This is a genomic window from Phenylobacterium sp. (genome assembly GCF_030693625.1).
Classification (GTDB): Bacteria; Pseudomonadota; Alphaproteobacteria; order Caulobacterales; family Caulobacteraceae; genus Phenylobacterium; species Phenylobacterium ferrooxidans.
In genome coordinates this window covers 26,200-42,457 of sequence record NZ_JAUYAF010000059.1, presented here as the reverse complement: position 1 = coordinate 42,457, position 16,258 = coordinate 26,200, and the positions used below count along the sequence as shown (strand labels likewise).

At 68.7% G+C, this 16,258-nt stretch carries 19 protein-coding genes; 12 read left to right on the top strand and 7 right to left on the bottom strand.

Going from position 1 to position 16,258, the window contains the following annotated elements:
* Window positions 1–354: hypothetical protein (locus tag Q8N10_RS12250; protein WP_305663931.1), on the top strand; the 354-nt coding region annotated here is incomplete at its 5' end.
* Between the two features lie 139 nt (window positions 355–493).
* Here Q8N10_RS12250 and hisN read toward each other — a convergent pair.
* Window positions 494–1,303, bottom strand: a complete 810-nt coding sequence (gene hisN / locus Q8N10_RS12245) for a histidinol-phosphatase (protein ID WP_304780979.1) — start codon at window positions 1,301–1,303, stop codon at window positions 494–496.
* A gap of 61 nt (window positions 1,304–1,364) precedes the next feature.
* Entirely contained in the window at window positions 1,365–1,748 is a 384-nt protein-coding gene (locus Q8N10_RS12240) for a helix-turn-helix domain-containing protein (protein ID WP_215906474.1), read from the bottom strand.
* A 136-nt stretch (window positions 1,749–1,884) separates the two neighbouring features.
* On the opposite strand from Q8N10_RS12240, the gene Q8N10_RS12235 reads away from it, so the two are divergent.
* The 3 genes from Q8N10_RS12235 to Q8N10_RS12225 all read left to right on the top strand — a co-directional run bounded on the left by Q8N10_RS12235 (window position 1,885) and on the right by Q8N10_RS12225 (window position 4,955).
* Window positions 1,885–2,802 (top strand): lysophospholipid acyltransferase family protein, encoded by a 918-nt coding sequence (locus Q8N10_RS12235; protein ID WP_304780974.1) that lies wholly within the window; start codon window positions 1,885–1,887, stop codon window positions 2,800–2,802.
* Window positions 2,799–3,599, top strand: coding sequence for a bifunctional 2-polyprenyl-6-hydroxyphenol methylase/3-demethylubiquinol 3-O-methyltransferase UbiG (locus Q8N10_RS12230; protein ID WP_304780972.1), 801 nt, complete (start codon window positions 2,799–2,801; stop codon window positions 3,597–3,599). Before Q8N10_RS12235 ends, Q8N10_RS12230 begins: the two co-directional genes overlap by 4 nt.
* An 87-nt stretch (window positions 3,600–3,686) precedes the next feature.
* Window positions 3,687–4,955: a S9 family peptidase gene (locus Q8N10_RS12225; protein WP_304780970.1), complete on the top strand. Its 1,269-nt coding sequence runs from the start codon at window positions 3,687–3,689 to the stop codon at window positions 4,953–4,955.
* Window positions 4,956–5,086: 131 nt separating this feature from the next.
* Here the strand turns inward: Q8N10_RS12225 and Q8N10_RS12220 are convergent, their stop codons facing one another.
* From Q8N10_RS12220 to Q8N10_RS12205, 4 genes are all read right to left on the bottom strand, one after another.
* Entirely contained in the window at window positions 5,087–5,773 is a 687-nt protein-coding gene (locus Q8N10_RS12220) for a M23 family metallopeptidase (protein WP_304780967.1), read from the bottom strand.
* A gap of 143 nt (window positions 5,774–5,916) precedes the next feature.
* A complete protein-coding gene (locus Q8N10_RS12215; protein ID WP_215342380.1) occupies window positions 5,917–6,135 on the bottom strand; it encodes a DUF2093 domain-containing protein in 219 nt (72 codons plus the stop codon).
* Between the two features lie 28 nt (window positions 6,136–6,163).
* Window positions 6,164–7,756, bottom strand: coding sequence for an exodeoxyribonuclease VII large subunit (gene xseA / locus Q8N10_RS12210; RefSeq protein ID WP_304780963.1), 1,593 nt, complete (start codon window positions 7,754–7,756; stop codon window positions 6,164–6,166).
* A 62-nt stretch (window positions 7,757–7,818) separates the two neighbouring features.
* On the bottom strand, window positions 7,819–8,319 hold the full coding sequence (locus Q8N10_RS12205; protein WP_215342376.1) for a GcrA family cell cycle regulator: 501 nt from the start codon (window positions 8,317–8,319) through the stop codon (window positions 7,819–7,821).
* Between the two features lie 221 nt (window positions 8,320–8,540).
* Here Q8N10_RS12205 and Q8N10_RS12200 point away from each other — a divergent pair, with 221 nt between their 5' ends.
* The 4 genes from Q8N10_RS12200 (at window position 8,541) to Q8N10_RS12185 (ending at window position 12,727) form a co-directional block, all read left to right on the top strand.
* Entirely contained in the window at window positions 8,541–9,362 is an 822-nt protein-coding gene (locus Q8N10_RS12200; protein ID WP_304780957.1) for an ABC transporter permease, read from the top strand.
* Window positions 9,363–9,537: 175 nt separating this feature from the next.
* On the top strand, window positions 9,538–10,716 hold the full coding sequence (locus Q8N10_RS12195) for an aspartate aminotransferase family protein (protein ID WP_304781189.1): 1,179 nt from the start codon (window positions 9,538–9,540) through the stop codon (window positions 10,714–10,716).
* Window positions 10,717–10,829: 113 nt separating this feature from the next.
* Window positions 10,830–11,765 carry an ornithine carbamoyltransferase gene (argF, locus tag Q8N10_RS12190; protein WP_304780955.1) on the top strand — a complete coding sequence of 312 codons (936 nt, stop codon included), beginning with the start codon at window positions 10,830–10,832 and terminating at the stop codon, window positions 11,763–11,765.
* Between the two features lie 47 nt (window positions 11,766–11,812).
* Window positions 11,813–12,727, top strand: a complete 915-nt coding sequence (locus Q8N10_RS12185) for an Hsp33 family molecular chaperone (RefSeq protein WP_304780952.1) — start codon at window positions 11,813–11,815, stop codon at window positions 12,725–12,727.
* Between the two features lie 30 nt (window positions 12,728–12,757).
* Here the strand turns inward: Q8N10_RS12185 and metZ are convergent, their stop codons facing one another.
* Window positions 12,758–13,942, bottom strand: a complete 1,185-nt coding sequence (metZ, locus tag Q8N10_RS12180) for an O-succinylhomoserine sulfhydrylase (RefSeq protein ID WP_304780949.1) — start codon at window positions 13,940–13,942, stop codon at window positions 12,758–12,760.
* A 207-nt stretch (window positions 13,943–14,149) separates the two neighbouring features.
* Between metZ and Q8N10_RS12175 the strand changes: the two genes are divergently transcribed.
* The 4 genes from Q8N10_RS12175 (at window position 14,150) to Q8N10_RS12160 (ending at window position 16,182) form a co-directional block, all read left to right on the top strand.
* Window positions 14,150–14,371 carry a hypothetical protein gene (locus tag Q8N10_RS12175; RefSeq protein WP_304780946.1) on the top strand — a complete coding sequence of 74 codons (222 nt, stop codon included), beginning with the start codon at window positions 14,150–14,152 and terminating at the stop codon, window positions 14,369–14,371.
* Between the two features lie 6 nt (window positions 14,372–14,377).
* Complete coding sequence (locus Q8N10_RS12170; RefSeq protein WP_304780943.1) at window positions 14,378–14,599, top strand: hypothetical protein; 222 nt, start codon at window positions 14,378–14,380, stop codon at window positions 14,597–14,599.
* Between the two features lie 237 nt (window positions 14,600–14,836).
* Complete coding sequence (locus Q8N10_RS12165) at window positions 14,837–15,865, top strand: 2'-deoxycytidine 5'-triphosphate deaminase (protein ID WP_304780940.1); 1,029 nt, start codon at window positions 14,837–14,839, stop codon at window positions 15,863–15,865.
* A complete protein-coding gene (locus Q8N10_RS12160) occupies window positions 15,865–16,182 on the top strand; it encodes a hypothetical protein (RefSeq protein ID WP_304780937.1) in 318 nt (105 codons plus the stop codon). Before Q8N10_RS12165 ends, Q8N10_RS12160 begins: the two co-directional genes overlap by 1 nt.
* The last annotated feature ends 76 nt before the right edge of the window (window positions 16,183–16,258 follow it).

Genomic DNA, 16,258 nt, shown 5'->3' with positions numbered 1-16,258 from the left:
GCAGCTCCGAAGGCCGCAGCCAAGCCCGCAGCCAAGAAGCCTGCCGCGAAGGCCGCCGCCCCCGCCAAGGCCGCTGCGCCGAAGGCGGCCGCGAAACCCGCCGCCAAGGCTGCGGCTCCGGCCAAGGCCGCGGCTCCGGCCAAGGCCGCGGCTCCGAAGGCCGACGCCAAGCCTCCGGCTGCGAAGGCGCCTGCCAAGGCCGCCGCGCCGAAGGCTGTGCCCAAGCCGGCTGCAAAACCCGCCGCCGCCAAGGCCGCGCCGAAGGCGGCTGCGACGCCTGCCGCCGCCGTCGCCAAGAAGCCCGCCGCGGCCAAGAAGCCTGCCGCCCCCAAGGCCGCGCCTAAGAAAAGCTGATCTTTACCGCTCACCCCGGCGAAGGCCGGGGCCCAGATCCCAAGGCTCTGCGCGTCTGGAGAAGGGTCTGGGATCTATCGGCGGACGCATCGCTCTACGACCTGGTTCCCGGCCTTCGCCGGAATGGGCGGAATGCTCGCTAGTTCGCCGACCGCCGCAGGGCGACCAGGGCCTCGTCGAGGCAGGCCCGGTCGCCGGCGATGACGATCTGGCCGCCCTGCTGGCCGACGGGGTTTCCGCGCCAGTTGGTGACCAGGCCGCCGGCCCCTTCGATCAGGGGAATGGCGCTCTCGATGTCCCAGGATTTCAGGCCGGCCTCGATGACCATGTCCATCGTGCCCGCCGCCACCATGGCGTAGGCATAGGCGTCGCAGCCCAGCCGGGCGAGCTTCGCCGCCGCGCGGACCTGGGTCCAGGCGCCCAACTCGGCGCCGCTGAAGCAGCCCTCGGGGTCGGTGGTGGCGATGATGGCGTCGGTCAGTTTGGGGCAGGCGCGCACCTTCAGCACCTTCTCGGTCCCGCGCGCGATCAGGCGCGAGCCCCCGGCGTGGCCGATGTAGAGCTCGCCGATATAGGGCTGGCCGATGGAGCCGAGCACCGGGCGGCCCTCGTGCCGCAGCCCGATCAGGGTGGTCCAGACCGGCAGGCCGGCGATGAACGCGCGGGTCCCATCGACCGGATCCAGCACCCAGACAAACTCGGCGTCCGGGCGGTCCTCGCCGTATTCCTCACCGATCACCCCGTGGTCCGGATAGTGCTCGGTGATCAGCTTGCGGATGGCCGCCTCCGCGCCCTTGTCGGCGGCGGTGACGGGGTCGAACCAGATGGCCGTGCCCTTGTCCTCCAGACCGTGATCGGCCCGGAACAGCGGGGCGATGACCTCGCCTGAGGCGCGGTTCAGGTCGATCAGAAAGCTGTCGAGAGCGGCGAGACGGTCGGGAGCGAGCATGCACCCGCTTTATCCCGCCGCTCGCGCTTCCGATATCCCCCCAGATACTGAAGCGGGGGCTTTAGACGGCCTCGTGTTCGCCGTTGAGCGACTTGGCGAGGTCCAGCAGCCGGCGGCGCGGACGCTCACCCAGCTGGTAGTAGGCGCGGATCAGGTCGAGGGTTTCCTTGCGGGCGAACATCTCGCCCCCGCCGTCGCCTTCGTTGGCCGGTTCGCGCTGGGCCAGTTCCGAGAGGCCGTCATAGAAGTAGCCGACCGGCACTTCCAGGGCTTCGGAGAGCTGCCAGAGGCGCGCGGCCGAGATGCGGTTCGCGCCGCATTCGTACTTCTGGATCTGCTGGAACCGCACGCCGCAGGCGCCGGCCAGTTGTTGCTGGGTCAGACCCAGAAGACGGCGGCGCCGGCGAAGGCGCTTACCGAGATGAACGTCGATGTCGTTACCCATGGGTTGCACCGCCCCCTTCTTCGTATCTGTTGGCGCCCGTCCCAAAGCGAGACGGTCTGGCCTGAAACCGGCAAGTCGCGCGCCAGGGGACTCCGGCTCGCGTTGCACGGATCAGGGCGCGCGTTTAGGAGGGGGCATGGCGGAGACGCGACCCTCCCTGGCCCAGCACGTCGTCTGGCGGCTCGAGGCCCTGGCCTATGACCTGGTCACCGGCCTGGCGCGGCTGTTCCCCATCGATGCGGTGTCGGACTTCGGGGCCTGGCTGTTCCAGCGCCTGGGGCCGCTGACAAGCACCCACAAGGTCGTGCAGACCAACCTGCGCATCGCCTTCCCCCAGGCCGACGAGGCCGAGATCGCGCGCCTGACCCACGAGAGCTGGGCCGAGGCCGGGCGGGTGGCCCTGGAATTCCCCATCCTCGACAAGATCGTGGGCGACCCGACCCGGGTCGAGGTGGTGAACGCCGAGCGGCTGAGGCAGATCGCCGACACCGGGGAATCGGTGGTGTTCATCTCGGGCCACTTCTCCTCGATGGAGGTGATGCCCGCTGCTATCGTGCATGCTGGGATCACCTGCCAGATCACCTATCGGGCGATGAACAACCCCCATGTGGACGAGAGCTTCCGCCGCAGCCGCTTCCGCTATGGCGTCCGGCTGTTCGCCCCGAAAGGGACCGAGAGCGCCCGCGAACTGATCCGGGCCCTGGGGCGGGGCGAGTGCGTGGCCCTGATGAACGACCAGAAGTTCAACGGCGGGGTGGCCGCGCCGCTGTTCGGCGTCACCTGCTACACCGCGCCGGGACCCTCCAGCTTCGCCCTGCGCTTCGGCATTCCGCTGCAGCCCATGTCGGTGCAACGCACCCACAAGGCGCGCTTCAAGGTGGTGGTTCACGACCCGATCCACCTTGCCAACACCGGTCACCGCAATGAGGACATCGCCGCCGGCGTCGCCCAGGTGAACGCTTTCATCGAGGACCGCATCCGCGACCGGCCCACCGAATGGTTCTGGGTCCACAAGCGCTGGCCCAACGAGGTCTACAAGCGGAGCCGTAAGTGAGCGGGGCCCTGAACGCCATCCAGCGCATGGACGCCCTGGCGGCGGGGCAGGGCGGCTTCTTCTATCCCTGGACCTCGAACCTCGGCGCCGGCGACGGCGAGGAGGCCTCTGCGGAGCTGGTGGAACGCCATCTGTCGCCGGACCTGACCGTGCTGGAGGCCGGCTGTGGCCACGGCCCCGATGTGCTGCGCTTCGCCCCCCAGGTGGCCCGCTATGTGGGTTACGATTTCTCGGAAGGCTTCGTGCGCATCGCCCGCGAGGGGGCCGACCAGGCGGGGCTGAAAGACGTCGAGCTGATCTGCGCCAACTCCAGCGCGGGCGCCAATGGCGGCCGTCCGCGCATCCCCATGGACGACGCCAGCGTGGACCTGATCGTCTCCCGGCGCGGCCCCACCAACTTCATCCTCGACGCGCCCCGCGTGGTGCGGCCCGGCGGCTGGCTGATCCAGCTCAATCCGGCGCCGTCGCCGCGCCAGGCCTGGGACGACGAATTGCCGGAGGACCTGCGGTCGGAGCCCGCCCGGGACTTCGACATCGCCGGCCACATCTCAGGCCTGCTGGCGCAGGCGGGCCTGGCCCTGCATTCGGGTTGGAGCTTCGATGTGCCGGAGCATTTCACCGACGCCCGCCAGCTCTACGCCTACCTGGCCTGGAACCAGTTCCATGGCCTGGGGCTGCGCGCCCAGCCCCTGGAAAGCGCCTTGCCGTCCCTGCAGACGGTGATGGCGAAACATGCGGGACCAGAGGGGCTGGACGTCCGGCGGCGGCGCTATCTCTGGTGCGCTCGCATCGCTTGACGGTGACAGGGTGGCAGCCCGCGCGGCGTCGATCAAGCCAAGCTATTGTGCTTTGCCAGGCCGCCGGACGTCGCTGATTTTCCCGCCATGACTTCAGATATCCATGGGCATTGGCACGGTGTCCTCGACACCGGCGCGGTGAAGGTGAAGCTCGGGTTTCGGCTCGACGGCGACACGGCGTGGCTCGACACCCGCGCCGCCGGGGTGCTGGAACTGCCGCTGGCCCGGGACGGCCAGAGGGTCGCCTTCGGGAGCGTCCCCTTCGATGTCGTGCTCGACCTGCAACGGGTGGGCGAGAGGCTGGAGGGGACCTGCTTCCACAACGCGGTCGATTTCCCGGTCAGCTTCGCGCCTGGCCTGGCGCCGCCAGCCGTCCACGCGGCCCGGCCGCAGACGCCCGCGCCGCCATTCCCGTATGAGACTGAAACCGTCACCTTCACCGGCGCCGACGGCTCCAGGCTCTCGGGAACCCTGACCCGGCCGTCGGGGCCTGGCCCTTATCCCGCGATCGTCCTCTCCTCCTGGTTTGGCCAGACCGACCGCGACCAGATGGTGGCCGGCCACAGGCCCTTCGCCCTGTGGGCCGACGAGTTGACCCGTCGCGGCTTCACCACCCTTCGCTACGACAAGCGCGGTGTCGGCGCCTCGGAGGGCCGTTTCGACACCGCCACGACGGCGGACTTCGCCGCGGATCTCGCCTGCGCCGTCGCCATCCTGCGGAACCGGACCGACATCGGCGCCGTGGGCCTGCTGGGCCACAGCGAAGGCGGCCACATCTCGGCTGACCTCGCCGCGGCCGACCCCACCATCGCCTTCTGCGTGATGATGACCCCCACCGGCGTGCCCGATGAGCTCATCCTGGAGGCTGAGATGTTTAACGCCGCGCGGGTTGTGGGCGGCGTACCCCGCGACTTCGACCGCACCGTGCGCTTTGTCCGCGCGCTTTCCGAAGCCTCCAAGGCCCCGACCGCCGGAGAGACCGTGACCCTCGCCAGGGAGATCCTGGCGGCGGAAGCCTATCCGCCAGAGCGCCTGGACAGCCGCGCCGCTATCGCCGCCTCGCCCTGGCGCCGCTACTGGGCCACCTACGACCACACGGCGGGACTTCGGGGCCTGACCTGCCCGGCCCTGGTGGTGTTCGCCGGCATGGACCTGCAGACTCCGCCAAGGGCCCACGCGGCGAAGATCATGGCCGCCAATCCATCGGCCAACGTCGTGACCCTGCCAGGCCTCAACCACTTCCTGCAGCCGGCGATCACCGGCGCGCCATCGGAGTACGGGGAGATCGAGACCACCCTGGACCCGTCGGTCATCAAGGCCGTCTGTGATTGGATTGTCGAGGTTGGCAGGCCCTAGAGCATGATCGCCTGAGACGGAACCGCGCAGCGGTCCCGGCTCAGGCGTGAATCATGCTCTCGCTTATATCTGGAGCCTGATCCACCGCATCGGCGGAATCGCGACGCGATTCCACCTCAACGGATCAGGCTCTAGGCCGGCGTCCTCGCCCCGACCATCAAGGTCGGGTCCAGGTTCCGCCCGCGCCACTTCATGCGCCAGCAGAGGTGGGGGCCCGTCGCGCGGCCCTCCTTGCCCACGGCGCCGATGACCTGACCCTGGCTCACCATCTCGCCGCGCCGGACGTCCACCCGCGACTGGTGCAGATAGAGGCTGATCAGGCCCTGGCCATGGTCGATCATGGTCAGGCCGCCCTCGAAGTGCATGCCGGTCTCGGCGAAGGCCACGACGCCGGCCGCCGGTGCGCGGATCGAGGCGCCGGTGGGGGCGGCCAGGTCGGCGCCGTAGTGGGGCGTGCGGGGTTCGCCGTTCAAGACGCGCTGGCCGCCGAACCGCCCGCTGATGCGGTACTTGGCTAGAGGCGCGATGAAGCCGGTCTTGAACCCGTCCAGGTCGGCGCGGCTGGCGAAGCCCTGGGCCTTGCGGCCCGCCTCAGCCCGGATGCGGGCCAGCAGGGCCTCGCCCGTGGGGTTGACCTGGTTATTGGCCAGGCCGCCGATCCGCTGGATGTCGAAGTCGCCGGGCGCGATCTGGGCCATGTGGCTGGCCTCGCCGTCGCCATTCACCACGCGGATGATCGCCTGGGGCTCGGCGTCGCGGTCGAAACCGACGATGAAATAGCCGGCCTCCGAAGCCAGGCCCTCATCCACCCCGTTCACGAAGACCCGGGCGCGGGGGCGGGTGCGGCCGATGGCGAAGCCGCCCTGCTGGTAGCGGCCGGTCAGCGACAGCCCGGGCCCGGCGGCGCGCGCCGGGGTCCAGAGGCTGATCGCCCCGAGACCAAGAAGGGCGCCGCGCCGGTTCAGCGGTTGGTCGCCTGCCAGCGGGCCAGGCTCTCGGCGGGGCCGGCATAGGCTTCCTGCAGCGGCGCGCTCCAGTAGCGCAGGGCCTCCAGCGGCACCTTAACCCCGGAGACGGCGCAGACCACATAGCGGCCCGGCTTCAGGACGACGAACTCGCCGTCGCCATAGTGGACGACAGCCAGGTCGGCGGTGGATCCGGAAAGGTCATGGGCGTTCATGGGCGCCATCTTAAACGAGAGGGTGGCCTCAGAACAGGTCGCCCTGCGCGGAAGGTGTCGCGGGCGGCTTGGGCGCGCGGGCGGGGCGCGCTGGCGCAGGTGGCGGCTCAGGCGCGGCGGTGGGCGTGCCGTCGATAGTGGCCTCACGCGTCGTGTCGGCGAAGACCAGGCTCACCCCCTCGCCGCTGTGCAGGGATGCGCCGTCCAGGGCCAGGGAGCCATCGGCCCGGATCACCTTGGCGAAGCCCCGGCGAGGCGGGGCCTTGGGGTCGAGGGGCGCCAGCAGCTTGGCCTGATAGGCCAGCCGCTCGGTCATCCGCTCCAGGCCGCGGGCCAGGGCTGGCTGCAGGCGGATAGAGGTTCGGGCCAGAACCTGGGCCCGCTGCTCCTGCGGACGCTGAAGCAAGGTCGGGACCAGGCGGGCGGCGGCGCGGCTCAGCTCGGTGCGGTGCGCCGCGACATTGCGTTCGAGGCCCGCCGCGAGGCGTGGTGACACGCTCGCCAGCCGCTCGGCGCGGGCTTGCTGGGGCCGCTGCAGCAGCCCTGGCGTCAAGCGTGAGGTGGCGCGGATCAGCTGTGTGTCGTGGATCGCGAAGTTGCGGTTCAAAGCGGCGGCCAACCGGCTGGCCGTTAGATTGAAGCGCTGGGCGGCCATTTCCACGAGGTCTCGAACCCGGTCCAACGCCCGCTTGGCGTTGGCCACTCGCTGCCGGCGATCCTCGACGATGCGGCCGCCCTGGCGGTGCAGGCGCGACGTCAAATCGAGGGTGGCGGCGCGCAGCTCGGCCAGGACGGGTGTAGCCATCTCGGCGGCCGCCGTCGGCGTCGGCGCGCGGCGGTCTGAGACGAAGTCGATCAAGGTGGTGTCGGTTTCGTGCCCCACCGCCGAGATCAGCGGGATGGTCCCGGCGGCCACCACCCGGGCCAGGCCCTCGTCGTTGAAGGCCCAGAGATCCTCCACCGACCCTCCGCCGCGCGCCACGATCAGCACGTCGGGGCGCGGCACAGGGCCGTCCGGGGCCATGGCGTTGAAGCGCTGAATGGCGTTGCTCACCTGGGCGGCGGCGGCGTCCCCCTGGACCACGCAGGGCCAGACGATCACCCGGCAGGGCCAGCGGTCGCGGATGCGGTGCAGGATGTCGCGGATCACCGCCCCGGTCGGGCTGGTGATCACGCCGACCACCATCGGCATGGCGGGCAGGGGGCGTTTGCGCGAAGTCTCGAACAGCCCCTCGGTCTGGAGCCTGGCCTTCAGCCGCTCCAGCTGGGCCAGCAGGGCGCCGACGCCCGCGGCCTCCATGGTCTCGATGACGATCTGATAGCGGGAGCCGGCGGGGTAGGTGGTGATCTTACCGGTGACGATCACCTCCAGCCCCTGCTCGGGCCGGACCGACAGGTTCTTCACCGAGCCCTTCCACACCACCCCGTCGATGGCGGCGCGCTCGTCCTTCAGCGTGAGATAGACGTGGCCGTTGCCGTGGTGGGTGACCTTGGACAGCTCGGCGCGCAGACGGACGAAGCCGTAGGCGTCCTCAAGCGTGCGCTTCAGCGCGAACGCGAGTTCCGAAACGGAATAGGCTTTGGCGTTGGAGTCGGTCGACTCTGCCAGGACATCTGTCATGGCAGGAGATTAGCGAGGGCCGGGTCGAAACCCAAACCCTCGCCCGCTCTCCAGGCGGTAAACTAGATGTAGCGGCGCAGCGAACGGGCCAGTTCGTTGGGGCCCGAGCGCTTCTTGGCCTGGGCCGGCTGATAGGCGACCCGGGCGTGTTCGGCGCAATAGGGGCCGTCATCCTGGCGGCGGCCGCAGAAGGTGAAGCCATCGGTGGAGGGATCGCCGATCGGCCACTTGCACATGTGGGCGCCGAGCGTCAGCACGGTGGCCGAGCCGGGGGCTTCGTCGATATAGCGGACCGGGGCCGGCACGGGCGCCTGGGCCACCAGGGGCTCGGCGATGCGACGCGGGGCGGCCGGCTGCGCCACAGCGCGTTGCGGACGCGGGGCCTTGAAGACCGGGCGGGCGGGCTTGGAAGGGGTGGCGCGGCCCGACAGGCCCAGCCGGTGCACCTTGCCGATCACCGCGTTGCGCGTGACGCCGCCAAGCTGCTTGGCGATCTGGCTGGCCGACAGGCCGTCCTGCCAGAGCTTCTTGAGATTTTCGACGCGTTCGTCTGTCCAACCCATGGTCTTGCTCCGCGTGTCCTGGTTCCATCAGCCCCGCGCGGCAGACCCAGGATCAATATGTTGTGGCAGCGCGCTACTCACGACATCACCAACTACCAGATATCGTAAACAGATCCTTAAGACCCACAATAGGCGCCCCTGTCTTCATCCACAGGAACCACATATAGCGTCGGAAGGCCGCACTCTTGCGCTTCCCGCGGCCTGGGCGCACATGAGCGCCCATGAAGGATATGCCCGACGCCGCAGCCGTTATGCCGCCCGAGCCCCGGGACTATCACGGGGTCAACTGGGCCGGCTTGCGCACCCTCTATCTCCGCGAGATCCGCCGGTTCTGGAAGGTGGGGATGCAGACCCTGGCGGCCCCGGTGGTCACCGCCCTGCTGTACATGATGGTCTTCGTGGTGGCCGCCCAGGGCGCGAGGGTCCCGGTCCATGGCGTGGCCTTCGCCACCTTCGTGGCGCCCGGCCTGATCATGATGCAGATCCTCAACAACGCTTTCGCCAATTCGTCGTCGAGCCTGCTGCAGGCCAAGATGAACGGTCTGACCGGCGACTTCCTCACCCCGCCCCTGACGCCCCTGGAGCATGTGGCCGGCTTCGCGCTGGGCGCCGCCACCCGCGGCATCGTGGTGGGCGCGGTCACCTGGCTGGCTGTCCTGCCCTTCGCAGACCTGCCGGTCACCCACCTCTGGGCGATCCTCTATTTCGGCGCCGGCGCCTCGATGATCCTGGGCCTGCTGGGCGTCATGGCCGGCCTCTGGTCGGAGAAGTTCGACCACATGTCGGCGGTTACCAACTTCATCATCATGCCCATGACCTTCCTGTCGGGCACCTTCTATCTGGTGGAGCGCCTGCCCGAGCCCTTCCGCTCGGCCAGCCACTACAACCCGTTCTTCTATCTGATCGACGGCTTCCGCTACGGCTTCATCGGCCATGCCGAAGGCTCGCTGATCGCCGGCATGGGCATGACCGCCGGCCTGGTGATCGCCTTCAGCTGCATCTGCCTGTGGATGTTCGAGACCGGCTACAAGCTCAAGACCTGAGCGCGTCACACACCGGTCGTCGCCCAAGAATATTGACAGAGCGGGGTTCGAAGACGAAAACGTCGAGCCTTCCTGTCCCCGCCGCCACGCGCCGGGGACGCTTCTCTTTTGGGAGGTATCCCCAGTGACTGAAAAGACCGCGACGCAAGCCGCGCCCGTCCCCAGCGATCACATCATGGGCGTGTACAACCGCACCCCGCTGGCGTTCGAGCGAGGCGAGGGCGCGCGACTTTTCACCACCGATGGGGAGGCCTACCTCGACTGCATGGCGGGCATCGCCGTGAACGCGCTCGGCCACGCCAATCCCAAGCTGGTTCAGGCGGTGAAGGACCAGGCCGAAAAGCTCTGGCACGTGTCCAACATCTTCACGATCCCGGGCCAGGAAAAGCTCGCCAAGGTGCTGACCGACGCGACCTTCGCCGACGAGGTGTTCTTCACCAACTCCGGCGCCGAGGCCATCGAGTGCGCCATCAAGACGGCGCGCAAGTATCACTGGGCCAAGGGCCAGCCCGAGCGCATCGACATCATCGGCTTCGAAGGCTCCTTCCACGGCCGGACCCTGGCGGCGGTGAACGCGTCGGGCAACAAGGCCTATCTGGAGGGCTTTGGCCCGCCGATGCCGGGCTTCGTCCAACTGCCCTACGGCGACCATGAGGCGTTGAAGGCGGCCATCGGCCCGACCACGGCGGCCATTCTCATCGAGCCCGTGCAGGGGGAAGGCGGCGCCCGCGCCCTGCCCGAGGTCTGCATGCGCGGTTTGCGCCAGCTGTGCGACGAGCACGGCATCCTGCTGATCTATGACGAGATCCAGTGCGGCCTGGGCCGGACCGGCAAGCTGTTCGCCCACGAATGGGCCGGCGATGCGGCCCCGGACATCATGGCGGTGGCCAAGGCGCTGGGCGGCGGGTTCCCGGTGGGCGCCTGCTTGGCCACGGCCGAGGCCGGCCGCGGCATGACGGTCGGCAGCCACGGCTCCACCTACGGCGGCAACCCGCTAGCCATGGCCGTGGGCCTGGCGGCCATGGAGGAGCTCAACAGCCCCGAGCTCCTGGCCCACGTCCGGGAGGTCGCCGGCTACTTCGTGCAACAGCTCTCGGGCCTGCAGGAACGCTTCCCCGACGTGGTGGAGGACATCCGCGGCAAGGGCCTGCTGATCGGCATCAAGTTGAAGACGCCGAACCGCGAGTTCATGCAGCACGCGCGCGACCAGCACATGCTGATCGCCGGCGGCGGCGACAACTGTGTGCGGCTGCTGCCGCCGCTGACGCTGACCCTGGAAGAAGCCCAGGAAGCGATGTCGAAGCTGGAGGCGTCCTGCGAGGCGGCGCGAACCCAGGCGAAAGCCGCAGCCTGACCTAACTCCGCTCATCCCGGCGAAGGCCGGGACCCAGATTAGGACTCCTCGCTCCCAGGCTGAACCTGGGCCCCGGCCTTCGCCGGGGTGAGCGGGAGTTGGGAGATTCCCCGATGACCCAAGTCAGACACTTCCTCGACCTCTGGCGGATACCCCCCGCCGACCTGCGCGTGATCCTCAATGACGCCAAGGCCCGCAAGGCCGCGCGCAAGGGCTGGACCCAGGGCCGCATCGACGCCGACGCGCCCGGCGCCGAGCGGACCCTGGCCATGATCTTCGAGAAAAACTCCACCCGCACCCGCTTCTCCTTCGACGCCGCCATGCGCCAGCTCGGCGGCAATGTAATCATCTCCACGGCCAACGACATGCAGCTGGGCCGCGGCGAGACCATCGAGGACACCGCCATGGTGCTCTCGCGGATGGTCGACGCGGTGATGATCCGCGCCAACCGTCACACCGATCTGGAGACCTTCGCCGAGGTTTCCAAGGTGCCGCTGATCAACGGCCTATCGGACAAGAGCCACCCCTGCCAGATCCTGGCCGACCTGCTGGCCTTCGAGGAACGCTGCGGGTCTGTTGAAGGTAAAACGCTGGCCTGGATCGGGGACGGCAACAACGTCTGCTCGACCTTCATCCACGCGGCGCCCGTGTTCGGGTTCAAGCTGAAGATCGCCAGCCCCGCCAAATACCATCCCGACCGCGTCGATCTCGCCCGCGCCGCCGACCTGCAGGGCCGGATCGAGGTGAGCGACAATCCGCTGGAGGCTGTCACCGGCGCCGACTGCGTCATCACCGACACCTGGGTCTCCATGGGCGACACCGACCGCGACGACCGGCTGGCGGCGCTGGGCCCTTATCAGGTCACTGAAGCCCTGATGGAAAAGGCCAATCCCGGCGCGGTCTTCATGCACGACCTGCCCGCCCACCGGGGCGAGGAGGTCACCGGCGAGGTGCTGGACGGTCCCCGCTCGCTCGCCTGGGATGAGGCCGAGAACCGCATCCACGCCCAGAAGTCGATCCTGGCCTGGTGTTTTGGCGCCATCGGCTGATCTGCCACGCTCGCAAAGCGGCGGGCCTTTCCCTATATGGCCCGCCCATGAGCATCGACACCACCGCCGCCCCCGACGACCTCGTCGCCCCCTTCCAGATCGAGGGTGAGCCCGTGCGCGGCCGCCTGGCCCGCCTGGGCGCCGCCGTGGACGAGATCCTGGCGGCCCACGACTATCCCGAAGCCGTCGCCAACCTGCTGGGCGAAGCCTGCGCGCTCGCGGCCCTGGTGGGCTCCAACCTGAAGTTCGACGGGCGGCTGATCGTCCAGGCCCAGGGCGACGGCCCGGTCCGCTACGTCGTGGTGGACTACGACACCGACGGCGCCCTGCGCGGCTATTGCCGCTATGACCCCGACGCCGTGGCCAAGGCGGCCCAGGGCTTCGTGCGGCCGGGCGCCAAGACGCTTTTGGGGGAGGGGGTCTTCATCATGACTGTCGACCAGGGCGCCGACATGGACCGCTACCAGGGCATCACCACCATCGAGGGCGAGACCCTGGCCCTGTGCGCCGAGCAGTACTTCGCCCAGTCGGAACAGACCCCCACCCGGGTGCGGCTGGCGGTGGGCCAGGCCGATCTCGGCGACGGCCTGCGCTGGCGGGCCGGCGGCATGCTGATCCAGAACATCGCCGAGGACGAGAACCGTGGCCCGACGGCGGAGGCCTGGGTCCGCACCCAGGCTTTCTTCGAGACCATCGGCGAGGACGAGCTGATCGACCCCACCATCTCGGCCGAAACCCTGCTGTTCCGCCTGTTCCACGAGGACGGGGTCCGGGTCTTTGAGGCCAAGCCGCTGAAGGCCTTCTGCCGCTGCTCCCAGGACCGCATCGAGAGTGTGCTGACCTCGTTCTCGCCCGAGGAGCGCGCCGAGATGGTGGAGGACGACGGCCTGATCAAGGTGACCTGCGAGTACTGCTCCAGCACCTATTCCGTCGACCCGGCGGATTTGAAGGCTGAGGCCTGAGAACCCTCCCCTATCGAGGGGGGTAAGCCCTCAGGCCGCGTCCAGGGCCCGTTCGACGTCGCGGATCAGGTCGCCTGACCCCTCCAGCCCGACGCTCATCCGCACCCAGCCCTCGGTGAGGCCGATGCTCAGGCGCTCGGCCTCCGGCATGGAGCGGTGGGTGGTGGTGGACGGGTGGGTGGCCATGGACTTGGCGTCGCCCAGGTTGTTGGAGATGTCGACGATGGCGAGGGTGTCGAGGAAGCGCCAGGCGGCCTCGCGGCTGCCCAGGTCGAAGGCCACGACGCTGCCGCCGCCCGACATCTGGTTGGCGATGATGGCGGCCTGGGGGTGGTCGGGGCGGCCGGGATAGATCACTCGCCGGCACTTGGCGTGGGCGCCGATGGCGTCGGCCACCTTGGCGGCGTTCTGCGTCTGGCGGGTGACCCGCAGCTCCAGGGTCTCCAGAGCCTTGACCAGCACCCAGGAATTGAACGGCGACAGCGCCGGCCCGGTGTGGCGCAGCAGGTCCTTGTAGCTCTCGGTCATCAGCTCCGCGCCGCCGAGGATCGCGCCCCCCAGCACCCGGCCCTGGCCGTCGATATGCTTGGTGGCCGAATAGACGACGATGTCGGCGCCCAGCGCCAGCGGCTTCTGGAAGAGCGGGGTGGCGAAGACATTGTCCACCACCAGTTTGGCGCCGGCCGCATGGGCGACGTCGGCGACGGCTCCGATGGCGGTCACCTCCAGCAGCGGGTTGGCGGGCGTCTCCACCAGGAAGGCCTTGGTGTTGGGCCGCACGGCGTTCTTCCAGGCCTCGATGTCGGTGGCGTCGACAAAAGTCACCTCCACCCCGTAGCGGGGCATCAGCTCCGACAGGATCCAGCGGCAGGATCCGAACAGGGCCCGGCCGGCCACGATGTGGTCGCCGGCCCGAACCAGGCCCTGCAGGGCCACATGCACCGCGGCCATGCCCGACGCGGTGGCGCGGCACTGCTCGGCGCCTTCCAGCAGCGCCAGCCGGTCCTCGAACATCTGGGTCGTGGGGTTGCCGAAGCGCTGGTAGATGAAGCCCGGCTCCTCGCCGGAAAACCGCTTGTCGGCCGCGCTGGCGCTCTCGTACGAGAAGCTCTGCGTCAGGAAGAGGGCCTCGGAGATTTCGCCATAGGGAGAGCGGGCCATACCGCCGCGCACCAGCTTGGTCTCTTGCTGCCAGGTGTTCGGATCTTCGGCCATGGGGCGCTCCTTTAAAGGGTCCGCAGAAAGCGCCTTCGCGCGCCAAACCGGAATCCAGTTTTCCTGCGAAAGCCTTCAGGGAGGGCGGCATGAACCTCACGGCGCGCCTCGGGGTCAAGCTTCAGCATTCGCCGTCTGGCTGAATCGGCTTCCGACTTGCTCAAAAACACGGCAACCTCAGCTTAACTACAGGGAGGACACCACCTAATGCCGCTCAATATGCTGTTTCGCCTTCTCGGCCTGATCCTGGTTGTGCTGGGCCTGCTCAACGTCGCCATCGGCTTCCTGCCGGCCTCGGTCCTGGCTTCCATTCCGAAACAGCTGATGCTGGTGGAAGGGTTCGCCCAGTCGGTGAGCCTGCTCGGGCTCGGCGCCATGATCTACCTGCTGGCCGAGATCGCCGCCAAGCGTCCCGCCAAGAGCTACTAGCCCACGATGCCGGTCAATTTCGCGATCCGGGTCTTCAGCCTGATCCTGACCTTTTTCGGCGCGCTGAACCTCGTGATCCTGGCCCTGTCGGACCATCTGCAAAGCTGGGTTCCGGCGGTGCTGCGCCCGGCCGCCAATTTCGGTGAGGCGCTCGCCCTGTTCGGGGTGGGCGCCGCCGTCGCCATGCTGGCCGAGATCGCCGCCAAGGTCGGACGGAGCAAGCACTAGGCGGGCGGGGGGTGGGTGAAGGAGAGACCCCAGCCCCCGCTATACCGCTCACCCTGGCGAAGGCCGGGGCCCAGATCCTATGGCTAGGCCCGTCCGGAGAATTCCGAGCGGGCCTTTCTGCGTTCTCGGCGCTTTACGATCTGCGTCCCGGCCTTCGCCGGGATGAGCGGCGTTTGGACCATCCCAACCAACACGCCGCACTTGCCAACTCTCGCCCTCCCGGCGAGTGTCCCGCCGATGACCGACGCGACCCGCGCGGGGATTCTCCCCTGCCAATCCATCGATGACCTGATCGCCCAGGGCGCCATCGCCTCGGCGACGCCCTTCGACGCCGATCAGGTGCAACCCGCCAGCCTCGACCTGCGCCTGGCCGCCCGCTGCTGGCGGGTGCGGGCGAGCTTCCTCCCCCGCCTGGGCCGCACGGTGGCGAGCCGCATCGCCGACGTGGCCATGCATGAACTGGACCTCTCCAGGGGTGCGGTTCTGGAGAAAGGCTGCGTCTATATCGCCGAGCTGCAGGAGCGGTTGCACCTGCCGCCGGGCGTTTCGGCCCGCGCCAATCCCAAGAGCTCCACCGGCCGCGTCGATGTCTTCGTGCGCCTGCTGTCGGACAACCAGCCGGCCTTCGATGACGTGATCGAGGGCTATGACGGCCCCACCTATATCGAGATCGCGCCCCAGACCTTCTCCATCCTGGTGCGCGCCGGCACCCGGCTCAACCAGCTGCGTCTGAAGCGCGGCGCCCCGCCGAAACTGCTCACCAAGAGCGTCGGGGTCGACCTCTCCGACGGGGTCGCGGGGTTCCGCGCGCGCCGCCACGCCGGCGTCATCGACATGGACAATGTCGACGGCCACGACCCGCGAAACTACTGGGAGCCGCTGATCCCGCAGAACGGCGAGCTGCTGCTGGATCCGGGCGAATTCTACATCCTGGCGTCCAAGGAGGCGATCGAGATCCCGGTGCTGCAGGCCGCCGAGATGACCCCCATCGACCCCTCGGTGGGCGAGTTCCGGGTTCACTACGCCGGCTTCTTCGACCCCGGCTTCGGGACTGAGGAGGCCCAAGGCGTGGGCTCCAAGGGCGTGCTGGAGGTCCGCAGCCACGAGACTCCCTTCCTGTTGGAAGACGGCCAGACCGTCGCCCGCCTGGTCTATGAGCCCCTGACCGCCAAGCCCTCGCGCCTCTATGGCGACCAGGGCAGCCACTACCAGCGCCAGGGCCTGAAACTCTCCAAGCACTTCCAGCGCTGGACCGCGAACCGCTAGTGCAGGCTGAGGCGAAATCGCTGGGGCTGACGCTCCGATGGTGGCTGATCCTCGCCACCTACCTGTTGGCGGCGATCAATTTTGGTGTGACGCGTCTGCGCTTGAACGCGCCTTCCCAAATCTATGAAGCATTGGACCCGTACGCTGGCTTGATCGGGACTCTGTCGTTTCTGGGATGGTGTGGAGTCACCGGCTATGTCGTCCGGCGCTACCGTCGACGGGCCTGGCCGGTGCTGGTCGGCGCGCCGTTCGCCGTGTTCACCGCATTGGGCGTGGCCTGGTATATTCTAGCGGTCCTGTTCAGCGGCCAACTCTGACCTAAAACGTTCGTCGGCGCGGGGAGACGCAAGGCGTCGGCTCCAAGGTTGCGCTGGAGCCAGCCACGAAACTTGA